Origin of the sequence: Pseudomonas sp. GLN_2, assembly GCF_043106005.1 — a bacterium.
GTDB classification, from domain to species: Bacteria; Pseudomonadota; Gammaproteobacteria; order Pseudomonadales; family Pseudomonadaceae; genus Aquipseudomonas; species Aquipseudomonas alloputida.
Genome location: NZ_JBICMC010000044.1, coordinates 54,571 through 66,207 on the forward strand (window position 1 = coordinate 54,571; position 11,637 = coordinate 66,207).

Consider the following 11,637-nt stretch of genomic DNA (forward strand, 5'->3'; position numbering starts at 1 on the left):
CCCAATAACCGGCCCTGAAAGGTATTCTTCTGATCACCGCCTGGCAGGCCATCATGTCATCGAGCTCGTTCCGTCAGTCACTGCGTCGCCTGTGGGGCCAAGACAAGTTCAGCTACAGCATCCGGGTCACCATTGCCCTCACCGGCAGCCTGGCCCTGTGCTGGTACCAGAACGAGATGGCCCTGCTGATTCCGCTGTTCCTCGGCATCATCGCCAGCGCCCTGGCCGAAACCGACGACAGTTGGCAGGGCCGCCTCAGCGCCCTGGCCGTTACCCTGGTGTGCTTCGCCATCGCTGCACTGGCAGTCGAGTTGCTGTTCCCCTACCCCTGGATCTTCGTCATTGCCCTGGCCCTGGCGGCCTTTGGCCTGACCATGCTCGGGGCGCTGGGCGAGCGCTACGGCGCCATCGCTTCGGCCACCTTGATCACTGCGGTCTACACCATGATCGGCGTGGACCAGCGCGGCGGCCAGGTCACCGACTTCTGGCACGAACCGCTGCTGCTGGTGGCAGGTGCGGCCTGGTACGGGCTGTTGTCGGTGCTGTGGCAGGCGCTGTTTTCCAACCAGCCGGTACAACAGAGCCTGGCCAAACTGTTCTTCGAGCTGGGCAGCTACCTGAAGCTCAAGGCCAGCCTGTTTGAACCGGTCCGCACGCTCGACGTCGAGGCACGGCGCCTGGAACTGGCCCAGCAGAACGGCAAGGTGGTGGCCGCGCTGAACGCAGCCAAGGAGATCATCCTGCACCGGGTGGGCAACAGCCAACCCAACTCGAAGGTAAGCCGCTACCTCAAGCTGTACTTCCTGGCCCAGGACATCCACGAGCGTGTCAGTGCCTCGCACTACCCCTACAACGCACTGACCGAGGCGTTTTTCCACAGCGACGTCATGTTCCGCTGCCAGCGCCTGTTGCGTAAGCAGGGTTCATCCTGCCAGGAACTGGCCCGCTCGATCCGCCTGCGCCAACCATTCGTGCTGGCCAGCGGTTATCCAGAAGCCCTCGAAGACCTCAACGCCTCGCTGGAGCACCTGCGCATCCAGAGCAACCCGGCCTGGCGCGGCCTGTTGCGCTCACTGCGGGCACTCGCCGCCAACCTGGCAACACTGGACCGCCTGCTCAGTGCCGCCAGCAACCCGGACAGCCTGGCCGACGCCAGCGACAGCAGCCTGCTCGACCGCTCGCCGCGCTCGCTGAAGGACGTGTGGACGCGCCTGCGCACCCAGCTCACACCGACCTCGCTGTTGTTCCGCCATGCCTTGCGCCTGCCGCTGGCGCTGTCGATCGGCTATGGCATGGTGCACCTGATTCACCCGACCCAGGGCTACTGGATCATCCTCACCACGCTGTTCGTGTGCCAGCCCAACTACGGGGCCACGCGGCGCAAGCTGGTGCAGCGAATCTTCGGCACTGCCGTTGGCCTGACCGTGGGCTGGGCCTTGTTCGACCTGTTCCCCAACCCGGTCATCCAGTCGTTGTTCGCCGTGGTTGCCGGGGTGGTGTTCTTCGTCAACCGCACCACCCGCTACACCCTGGCCACTGCCGCGATCACCCTGATGGTGCTGTTCTGCTTCAACCAGATCGGCGATGGCTACGGCCTGTTCCTGCCACGCCTGTTCGATACCCTGGTCGGCAGCCTGATTGCCATTCTTGCAGTGTTCCTGTTCCTGCCTGACTGGCAGGGCCGACGGCTGAACAAGGCGCTGGCCAATACCCTGGCCTGCGCCAGCGTTTACCTGCGCCAGATCATGCAGCAGTATGCCCACGGCAAGCGCGACGACCTGGCCTACCGCCTGGCCCGGCGCAATGCCCACAACGCTGACGCGGCGCTGTCCACCACCTTGGCCAACATGCTGATGGAGCCAGGGCATTTCCGTAAGGAGGCCGACGTTGGCTTTCGTTTCCTGGTGCTGTCGCACACGTTGCTCAGCTACCTCTCGGGGTTAGGCGCGCACCGCGACACGGCGTTGCCAGCAGAGGTGCAGGAGCAGTTGATCGAAGGCGCCGGGCAAAGCCTGGCCAGCAGCCTGGACGAAATTGCCAACGGCCTGGCCGCACGGCTGCCGGTGGCGATTCACAGTGATGCCGAAGAGGCGTTGGCCAATGCCCTGGAGCAGATGCCGGAAGATCTGGATGAGCATCAGCGGCTGGTGCAGACGCAGCTGGCGTTGATATGCCGACAGCTGGGGCCATTGCGGACCCTGGCGGCACACCTGATCAAGGAGAATGCCCCGGCCTGATCGTTTTATTGCCTGTGCTCAAAAGCCATACTGCCGCAGCAGCCGGGCATAGCTGCCATCGGCCTTCATCGCCGCTATCGCCTGCTCGAAACGCTCGACGATCCGCTCATGCTCCGGGTGCTTCAGGCTGACCAGAATATGCAGGGTGTTCTCCCCCAGCGGCGGATCCACCAGCATCACCCCATCACGCACGTCCTGCGGCTCACGCTGCAGGTTGTAGCGGGCCACGTACTCGTCTTCCACCGCCAGGCTTACTCGCCCTGCCGCCAACATGCGTACCGCAGAAGAAAAGTTGCGCACCGGCACTTTGTGCAGACGGGGATCCCCGTCGAATTCCGGTGAATAGGCGTAATCACGCACTACGGCAATGCTATAGGCATAAAGGTCAGACAGACGCTGGTAGCTAAACGCCTCGCCCTTACGCTGCAGCAGGCGAATACGATTACTCAGGTAGGCGTTGGAAAACTGCCCGATACTGGCGCGCGAGTCGTTGTACCAGGCATTGATCAGCACGTCGTAGCGCCCTTCACCTACCCCCAGCAACGCACGCGCCCACGGCACCTCTTCATAGCCGCTGGCGTAGCCGGCACGCGCCAGTGCCGTGGTAACGATGCTGGTCGCAAGGCCGCCGCCCGGCATCTTGGCATCGGTGAACGGTGGCCAGTTGTCGGCCACCAGGCGTAGCTTGGCGTGACCCGGGGAAGGTGTTGCCAGCATCGTTGCCAGTAAACCCAGAACACAAAGCAGTGGCCGCATGCTCACGTCCTTTCGCAATGGAGGGCAACACTGCCAGTGAGATTACACAAAGCGGTTGCCGAGGGCAGCGGCCAATAGTGTCATTTAGCCTCTATTTTGGCCGAAGCACATGCAGCATGCGATGATCGAGCCCCATCCAAGGAGTTCGTGCCCATGTCAATCGACTGGATCTGCAAGCACCACACCGACCTCGGCAAGGAGCAGCTCTATGCCATTTTGCAGCTACGCACTGAAGTACTCGTGGTGGAGCAGCGCCACGCCTACCAGGAAGTCGATGGTCAGGACCTGACTGGCGATACCCTGCACCTCATGGCCTGGCAGGAAGACAAGCTGGTGGCCTACCTGCGCCTGCTGGATCCGCAGTCACAAGGTGGGGATGTGGTGATCGGACGAGTGGTGACATCAGCGCAGGCGCGAGGTTTGAACCTTGAAGAAAGCTTGCTGCTCAAGGGGCTGGAGGCGGCGGAACATTGTTGGCCGGGGGTGCCGGTTTATCTGTCGGCTCAGGCGCACTTGCAGGATTTTTATGCCCGCCATGGGTTTGCGGTGGTGAGCGGCGAGTCGCTGGTGGACGGCATCTCGTCTATCGGCATGCGTAGGGGTTGAGTCAACCGTGTGGGGGGGCGGGCCTGCCCGCGAGGCAGGCACTGAGAGGGATGGCACGGGCTTCGCCCGTGTTCGCGGGGAAACCCGCTCCTACGGGCGACCGCGCAGGCTTTTCAAATCAGGGGTAGCCCAGCACTTCGCGGATTTGCCGCAAGTGACGGATGATCCACTGCTTGTCGATCGCTCCCCAATCATGAATGCGATAATGCCCGGCGTGGTTGCGTGCGCCTTCCTGCTGTTCGAACTCGCAGACGATGTCCAGGTCGGCCAGCGCGGCGATAGTGTCCTGAGCTGTACGACGGGGCATGCCGGTGGCCTCCATCAGGGCGGGCACGCTGGTCGCGGTCTGGCTATCGATCAGCCAGGCCACGTACAGGCGGCGGTAGAAGCTGCTCTTGGTCTTGCTCACTTCCATGCTGCATGTTCCTTAGAGGTTGCCCGGCAGCTCCCGGTAGGTCAGGTAGACGCGCAGGTCGAATTCCAGTTGGTGATAGTCCGGCTCCATGTGCTGGCAGAGCTGGTAGAACGCTTTGTTGTGATCTCGCTCGCGCAGGTGCGCCAACTCGTGCACAACAATCATGCGCAAGAACTGTGGCGCGGCCTCCTTGAACAGCGAGGCAATGCGGATTTCCTTCTTCGCCTTGAGCTTGCCGCCCTGCACCCGCGACACCGCCGTGTTCAAGCCCAGGGCCCGATGCGTCAGATCGAGGCGGCTGTCGAACAATACCTTGTCCAGGTTTGGCGCACTTCGCAGGTACTGTTGGCGCAGATCCTGGGCATAGCCATACAGCGCCTTGTCGCTTTGCACGTCATGGCGGTCAGGGTAACGGCGCTGCAGGTATTCACCCAGGCGGTCGCTGTCGATCATCTGCCGCACCTGCGCCTGCAGGTGCGGGGGGTAGGCTTGCAAGTAACGTAGTACGGTCATGGCGCTGTATTCGGCGTAACGAATGCCGATTCTAGCCAATCAAGGCCCTGGCCAGGAGAAAATTGCCGGGAAGCCGCTAGCGTCAGCAGCGGTCATCGGATAAGCCACCAGGAAACCCTGAACGTATGCGCAACCATTGGCCTTGAGCCAGGCGGCCTGCGCCGGGGTCTCCACCCCCTCGGCGATCACCGTGATACGGTAGTCGGCGCACAGGCCGATCACGCTGCGAACCAACGCAGCATCTACCGCCGAATCGGGCAGACGGGCCACCAGATGACGGTCGAGCTTGAGGGTGTCGATAGGCAGGTCGCGCAGCATGCGCAACGAACAGTCACCCGCGCCAAAGTCATCCAGGGCCACCCTCACGCCCAGCTCACGCAAGCGGTGTATCTGTTTGACGGCCGCGTCGATGTTATACATCAGCGACGTTTCCGCCACTTCCACCTCCAACTGCGTCGGGACAAGCTGGTAAAGCTGGATGACCCGTTGCAGTTCCTCGACCAGGCCAGGCATGACGAACTGCGCGCGGCTCAGGCTGATGCCGAGCACAAGGTCCGGCGGAAACCTGTCGTACCAGGCCTGCCGCTGCGCGGCCCCCTGGCGGTAGATCCAGCTGGCCAGGCGATTGATCAGCCGCGCTTCTTCCAGCAACGGGATGAACAGCCCCGGCGGCACATCGCCAACGCTGGGGTGCTGCCAGCGCAGCAAGGCCTCGAAACCACGCAGGCGGCCATCGTGGAAGGCGACCTGTGGCTGATACACCAAGGTAAAGTCCTGCTGCTCGATGGCCGTGCGCACGCTGTCCTCGAGCATCAATCGCGAGCGCGCCCGTCCGTTGAGCTCCTGGTCGTAGAAGCGGTATTGCTGGCGCCCCGCTTGCTTGGCTGCGTACATCGCTGCATCGGCCGAACGCAGCAGGCCTTCAACATTGGCGCCGCAGTCCGGGTAGGTGGCAATGCCGATGCTGACCCCAAGGCATACATCGAGCCCGTCGACCTCATGGCTGATGGAAACACGCTCGAGCAACCGTTCGGCATAACGCCCGGCCTGCTCCGGGTAGGGCAAGCTGTCGAACAGTGCAGTGAACTCATCGCCGCCCATACGCGCCAGCAAGGCCTCACTGCCCAGGCAGTCCTTGAGCTGCTCGGCCACCCAGCGCAACACCCGGTCGCCCGCGTCGTGGCCGAGCGAGTCGTTGATGCGCTTGAAGCCATCCAGGTCCATGTACATCAGCGCCTGCGCCTTGTCCGAGCGCTCGTTGCGCAACAGAGCACCTTCAGCAGCCTGGTAAAAACCACGGCGGTTGAGCAGGCCGGTGAGCGGGTCGGTAATGGCCTGGTATTCCAGCTGCTGGTGCAAGTTACGCACCACCGACATGTCCAGCACGGTCACCACCATGGCCTGTTGGTCGGCCGGCAACGGCGCACAGGACAGCGCCACCGGCACAAGCTCACCGCCTTGGGTCCGCAGTTGGGCATCATGTACGCGGAAGATCTGCCGCCCCTGGTAGGCCTTGTAGAAGTCCGACTCGCGCCACAGGCTGGTACTGGTCAGTTCCACAACGTCGAGCAATGGGGTGCCCTGCAGTTGTTGCACCGGTGCCGCCAGCAAACGGGAAATGGCCGGATTGGCAAAACTGATGATGCCATGGGCATCAACCACCAGAATGCCTTCGGCGGCATTTTCCAGGATGGACGCATTGAATGCCCTGGCCGCCTCCAGTTCGCGACTGAGCTGCTGCAGCATGCGCCGGTTGCGCTGCTGGTCGAGCAGCGCCTGGACTTTGGGCTTGAGTATTTGCGGGTCGAACGGTTTGAACATGTAGTCCACAGCGCCGCTGGCGTAGCCTTTGAGCACGGCCGCGTCGGACTGTTCGTTGGCGGTGAGGAAAATGATCGGGGTCAGTCGAGTACGCTGATTGCCGCGCATCAGCCGGGCGACTTCAAAGCCGTCCATTTCCGGCATCTGTACATCCATCAACACCAGGTCGACTTCGTACTCAAGCAACGCGCTCAAGGCTTCTATCCCAGAGCTCGCCGTCAATACTTGCCAATCCTGCCGGGCCAGCAAGGCCCGCATGCTGATGAGGTTCTCGGGGTAGTCGTCTACCACCAGAAGAACTGAGCTGCCATCCAGTGGCTGCTGTTGAGGGTAAGCGCCATCCATGCTGCTTCTCTGTTATGTGACCGACTTCAAAATACGGTTGGATCCATTAGTACTCTAGTCCTGAGGCTGCAACACGCAATGCAATCAGAACGCTATCAATGGTTAAACTGTACGGTAGCCGACTAACGGTCGGTCTGCGGAAATTATGTACAGGTTTCCATCGCCCATAAAAAAACCCGCATCACTGCGGGTTTTTCAGGGTTACCTGTCGATCAGTTGACCTTGGCGGCCAGTTCACCTTTCAGGTAGCGCTGGTACATACCTTCCAGAGAGATCGGCTTGATCTTCGAAGCATTGCCCGCGGTGCCGAAGGCCTCATAACGAGCGATGCACACGTCGCGCATGGCCTTGATGGTTTCACCGAAGAACTTGCGTGGGTCGAACTCGCTCGGGTTCTGCGCCATCAGACGGCGCATGGCACCGGTAGAGGCCAGACGCAGGTCGGTATCGATGTTGACCTTGCGCACGCCATGCTTGATGCCTTCAACGATTTCTTCGACCGGTACACCGTAGGTTTCTTTGATGTCGCCGCCGTACTGGTTGATGATCGCCAGCCACTCTTGCGGTACCGAGGACGAACCGTGCATCACCAGGTGGGTGTTGGGGATGCGCTTGTGGATTTCCTTGATACGATCGATGGCCAGCACGTCACCAGTTGGTGGCTTGGTGAACTTGTAGGCACCGTGGCTGGTACCGATGGCGATCGCCAGGGCGTCGACCTGGGTCTTCTTGACGAAGTCGGCGGCTTCTTCCGGGTCGGTCAGCATCTGGCTGTGATCCAGCACGCCTTCGGCGCCGATCCCGTCTTCTTCACCGGCCATGCCGGTTTCCAGGGAACCCAGGCAGCCCAGTTCGCCTTCAACCGAAACGCCGCAGGCGTGAGCCATGGCAACGGTCTGCTGGGTAACGCGGACGTTGTACTCGTAGTCGGTCGGGGTCTTGCCGTCTTCACCCAGCGAACCGTCCATCATGACCGAGCTGAAGCCCAGCTGGATCGAGCGCTGGCAGACGTCAGGGCTGGTACCGTGGTCCTGGTGCATGCACACCGGGATGTGCGGGAACTCTTCGATGGCAGCCAGGATCAGGTGGCGCAGGAATGGCGCACCCGCGTATTTGCGGGCACCGGCCGAAGCCTGAACGATCACCGGGGAGTCGGTCTTGTCGGCCGCTTCCATGATGGCGCGCATCTGCTCGAGGTTGTTGACGTTGAAAGCTGGTACGCCGTAGCCGAACTCGGCGGCGTGGTCCAGCATCTGGCGCATGCTAATGAGTGCCATTGTGTATCTCTCTCCCGACAAGCGTCGTTTGTTTCGTGCAAGCCTGCCGCAGGGGCGGTTGCTGTTCAAGTAGTGTGGGCCACCCTCGCGGCCCGGCCAGTCACGGTGCCTTGCAGCCCCGCCCAATCAGATCGTTGGTTGCCACCCAGTACACCAGGCCTTCTTCGCCCTTGGTGTGGAAGGCCAGCATGCCATCGCTGTAAAGCGCACCCGAGGCACCCGGTTCAGCCTTGAGCCGGTACACCTGGTCGCCGCCGCCAAGGCGCACGTCAACCTGGTCACGTTGCGCATCGGCGAAGCGCCAAAGCACCTCAGCCTGGGTGTCGCAGACCCAACGGGTCCAGTTGTCTGCCGGGGCCGGTTGCGTCGGCTGCAGCAGTGAGCATCCTGCCAGTGTCGCCAGGGCCGTCACGGCCAAAAGCGCTTTCATTCAGTTTCCTCGATTTGGGGCTGCTGTGCAGCCCTTCCTCAAGACCACAAATCAACGTTCAGGTTGCCTATTACCCGATCAAGGGCAACCCGGCGCCTTGCGCTGGTGGTCTTCGTCGTACTTTTCCAGGCCTTCCGGGCCCACGCGCTTGCCGATGACCGGCACAGTCTCGGCCTGCCAGTCGGACTGATAGCAACCGCCCTTGTGCGACTGCGCCGGGTCGGCATCCGAGGCCGGGCTGCCCGCGCAAGCGCTCAGCAGACCGGCCAGCATCATCACAGGCAATTGTTTGACCACCAGGCCACTCCCTTTGCCAAGCGCCGACGTCATCAGGCCTTGGCCCGCTCTTCCAGGATTGCCACAGCTGGCAGGACCTTGCCCTCGACGAACTCGAGGAAGGCGCCACCACCGGTAGAAATGTAGGAGATTTCCTTGCTGACGCCATATTTGTCGATGGCTGCCAGGGTGTCACCGCCACCGGCGATGGAGAAAGCGGCGCTGTCGGCGATGGCCTTGGCCAGTACCTTGGTGCCGTTGCCGAACTGATCGAATTCGAACACGCCCACCGGGCCGTTCCACAGAATGGTTTTCGACGATTTCAGCAGCTCGGCGAAGTTGGCCGCGGTTTGCGGGCCGATGTCCAGGATCATGTCGTCGGCAGCAACGTCGGCGATGGCCTTGACGGTGGCTTCGGCGGTCTCGGCAAACTCCTTGGCAACCACCACATCAACTGGCAGCGGCACGCTGACCTTGGCAGCAATGGCCTTGGCGGTGTCGACCAGGTCAGGCTCGTACAGCGACTTGCCCACCGGGTGGCCAGCAGCGGCCAGGAAGGTGTTGGCAATACCGCCACCGACGATCAGCTGGTCGCAAACACTGCTCAGGCTGTTCAGCACGTCCAGTTTGGTGGAGACCTTGGAGCCGGCAACGATGGCCGCCATTGGTTTGGCCGGGGCCTTCAGGGCCTTGCCCAGGGCGTCCAGTTCGGCAGCCAGCAGCGGGCCTGCAGCAGCGACTTTGGCAAACTTGGCTACACCGTGAGTGGAACCCTCGGCGCGGTGGGCGGTGCCGAAGGCGTCCATGACGAACACGTCGCACAGGGCAGCGTACTTCTGCGCCAGCTCGTCGGCGTTCTTTTTCTCGCCCTTGTTGAAGCGCACATTCTCGAACAGCACCAGTTCACCGGCCTGTACCGCGACACCGTCCAGATAGTTGGCAACCAGCGGCACATCACGGCCCAGGGCCTTGCTCAGGTAATCGGCGACCGGCTTGAGGCTGTTCTCGGCAGAGAATTCGCCTTCGGTCGGGCGGCCCAGGTGCGAGCAGACCATTACCGCTGCGCCCTTCTCCAGGGCCAGCTTGATGGTCGGCAGCGCTGCCAGGATACGCGCATCGCTGGCTACCACACCGTCCTTCACAGGCACGTTGAGGTCTTCGCGGATCAGTACGCGCTTACCTTGCAGGTCGAGGTCGGTCATCTTCAACACGGTCATGAATGCAGTCCTTCAGGGCTGTTTGGTGCGGGTTGGGTGAACGACGTGCAGAAAGTGTTCGGCAACGTCGAGCATACGGTTGGCAAAACCCCATTCGTTGTCGAACCAGGCCAGCAGGTTTACCAGGCGAGGCCCGGAAACACGCGTCTGGCTGGCATCGACAATCGCCGAATGTGGGTCATGGTTGAAATCACAGCTGGCGTGCGGCAGCTCGGTGTAAGCCAGCAAGCCTTTTAGCGGACCTTCCAGCGCAGCCTCGCGCAGCACTCGGTTGACTTCGGCCGCACTGGTGTCGCGGGCAGTCTGCAGGGTGATGTCCAGGCACGAGACGTTGACGGTCGGTACACGTACCGCTTTGGCCTGGATTCGCCCGGCAAGTTCCGGAAGCAGGCGCTCGATGCCACGTGCCAGGCCAGTGGACACAGGAATCACCGACTGGAAGGCCGAACGCGTGCGGCGCAGGTCTTCGTGGTGATAGGCATCGATCACCGGCTGGTCGTTCATCGCCGAGTGGATGGTGGTGATCTGCACATATTCGATGCCGAACGCCTGGTCCAGCACACGCAGCAGCGGCACGCCGCAGTTGGTGGTGCACGAGGCGTTGGACACCAGGCGCTCGCTGCCGGTAAGGCAGGCCTGGTTGATGCCGTAGACCACCGTGGCGTCAACGTCGGCCTCGCTGGCCATGGGCTGCGAGAACAGCACCCTTGGCGCACCGGCGTCGAGGAAACGCTGGCCATCGGCACGGGTGTTGTAGGCACCGGAACACTCCAGCACCAGGTCGATGCCCAGCGCAGCCCAGTCGATGCCTTCGGGGGTGGCACTGCGCATTACCTTCACGCAATCGCCATTGATGTGCAGACAGTCGCCGTCGACCTTGACCTCGCCGGGAAAACGCCCGTGGGTGGAGTCGAAGCGTGTCAGGTATTCCAGGCTGGCCTGATCGGCCAGATCGTTCAGCGCGACGATCTCGAAACCGGCCTTTGCCCCCCGCTCGAACAGCGCGCGCAGGACACAGCGGCCGATACGGCCATAACCGTTGAGTGCAACTTTGTAGGGACGCGGGTGGGGCATTGGTTGGCTCGCTAACGCATGATGGCTTTGGGGCCGCGTTGCGGCCCATCGCGACGCAAGGCCGCTCCCACAGGGACCGTGCCATCCGGAGGACAGCACCGTTTCTGTGGGAGCGGCCTTGCGTCGCGATGGAGGGCAAAGCCCTCCCCTTGCACGACCTGGAGGGCGTCACTGCCCTCCATTTGTTACATCAGTCTTCCAGCAGCTCTTCGGCAGTACCGAGGATGTTCTCCAGGGTGAAGCCGAACGCTTCGAACAATGCCGAAGCCGGCGCCGACTCACCGTAGGTGGTCATGCCGATGATACGACCTTCCAGGCCGACGTACTTGTACCAGAAGTCAGCGTGGGCAGCTTCGATGGCGATGCGCGCACCGACTTCCAGCGGCAGCACGGACTGCTTGTAGGCAGCGTCCTGGGCATCGAACACGCTGGTGCACGGCATGGAAACCACGCGCACCTTGCGGCCTTGCTCGGTCAGCTTGTCGAAGGCCTGAACAGCCAGGCCCACTTCGGAACCGGTGGCGATCAGAATCAGTTCAGGCTCGCCGGCGCAGTCCTTGAGCACATAGCCACCGCGGCTGATGTCGGCGATCTGCTGGGCATCGCGGTCCTGGTGCTGCAGGTTCTGGCGCGAGAAGATCAGCGCCGATGGGCCGTCCTTGCGCTCCAG

Annotated in this window: 12 protein-coding genes; 2 read left to right on the forward strand and 10 right to left on the reverse strand. The window is 62.2% G+C overall.

Translation table 11 applies throughout. From position 1 onward, the window contains the following. Nucleotides 1-53: 53 nt before the first annotated feature. Nucleotides 54-2,237: a YccS family putative transporter gene (yccS, locus tag ACF8Q6_RS12160; RefSeq protein WP_003249401.1), complete on the forward strand. Its 2,184-nt coding sequence runs from the start codon at nt 54-56 to the stop codon at nt 2,235-2,237. A gap of 18 nt (nt 2,238-2,255) precedes the next feature. Here the strand turns inward: yccS and ACF8Q6_RS12165 are convergent, their stop codons facing one another. After that, nucleotides 2,256-2,993 (reverse strand): substrate-binding periplasmic protein, encoded by a 738-nt coding sequence (locus tag ACF8Q6_RS12165; RefSeq protein WP_392493791.1) that lies wholly within the window; start codon nt 2,991-2,993, stop codon nt 2,256-2,258. Between the two features lie 153 nt (nt 2,994-3,146). On the opposite strand from ACF8Q6_RS12165, the gene ACF8Q6_RS12170 reads away from it, so the two are divergent. Continuing rightward, nucleotides 3,147-3,599: a GNAT family N-acetyltransferase gene (locus ACF8Q6_RS12170; protein ID WP_392493792.1), complete on the forward strand. Its 453-nt coding sequence runs from the start codon at nt 3,147-3,149 to the stop codon at nt 3,597-3,599. Nucleotides 3,600-3,717: 118 nt separating this feature from the next. On the opposite strand, the gene ACF8Q6_RS12175 is transcribed toward ACF8Q6_RS12170, so the two are convergent. The 9 genes from ACF8Q6_RS12175 to ACF8Q6_RS12215 all read right to left on the reverse strand — a co-directional run. After that, nucleotides 3,718-4,014, reverse strand: coding sequence for a helix-turn-helix domain-containing protein (locus ACF8Q6_RS12175; protein WP_003249396.1), 297 nt, complete (start codon nt 4,012-4,014; stop codon nt 3,718-3,720). 12 nt (nt 4,015-4,026) lie between these two features. Then, nucleotides 4,027-4,527: a M48 family metallopeptidase gene (locus tag ACF8Q6_RS12180; protein WP_003249394.1), complete on the reverse strand. Its 501-nt coding sequence runs from the start codon at nt 4,525-4,527 to the stop codon at nt 4,027-4,029. A gap of 39 nt (nt 4,528-4,566) precedes the next feature. Next, nucleotides 4,567-6,693, reverse strand: a complete 2,127-nt coding sequence (locus ACF8Q6_RS12185) for a putative bifunctional diguanylate cyclase/phosphodiesterase (RefSeq protein WP_392493793.1) — start codon at nt 6,691-6,693, stop codon at nt 4,567-4,569. A gap of 212 nt (nt 6,694-6,905) precedes the next feature. Continuing rightward, complete coding sequence (gene fba / locus ACF8Q6_RS12190) at nt 6,906-7,970, reverse strand: class II fructose-bisphosphate aldolase (protein WP_010955535.1); 1,065 nt, start codon at nt 7,968-7,970, stop codon at nt 6,906-6,908. A 100-nt stretch (nt 7,971-8,070) separates the two neighbouring features. Next, complete coding sequence (locus ACF8Q6_RS12195; protein WP_003249387.1) at nt 8,071-8,400, reverse strand: MliC family protein; 330 nt, start codon at nt 8,398-8,400, stop codon at nt 8,071-8,073. Between the two features lie 78 nt (nt 8,401-8,478). Continuing rightward, nucleotides 8,479-8,730: a hypothetical protein gene (locus tag ACF8Q6_RS12200; RefSeq protein ID WP_003249384.1), complete on the reverse strand. Its 252-nt coding sequence runs from the start codon at nt 8,728-8,730 to the stop codon at nt 8,479-8,481. Next, nucleotides 8,730-9,893: a phosphoglycerate kinase gene (locus ACF8Q6_RS12205; RefSeq protein WP_392493794.1), complete on the reverse strand. Its 1,164-nt coding sequence runs from the start codon at nt 9,891-9,893 to the stop codon at nt 8,730-8,732. Before ACF8Q6_RS12205 ends, ACF8Q6_RS12200 begins: the two co-directional genes overlap by 1 nt. 12 nt (nt 9,894-9,905) lie before the next feature. Further along, entirely contained in the window at nt 9,906-10,967 is a 1,062-nt protein-coding gene (gene epd, locus ACF8Q6_RS12210) for an erythrose-4-phosphate dehydrogenase (protein WP_019752641.1), read from the reverse strand. 190 nt (nt 10,968-11,157) lie between these two features. Continuing rightward, on the reverse strand, nt 11,158-11,637 hold a 480-nt coding region (locus ACF8Q6_RS12215), incomplete at its 5' end, for a transketolase C-terminal domain-containing protein (RefSeq protein ID WP_392498859.1).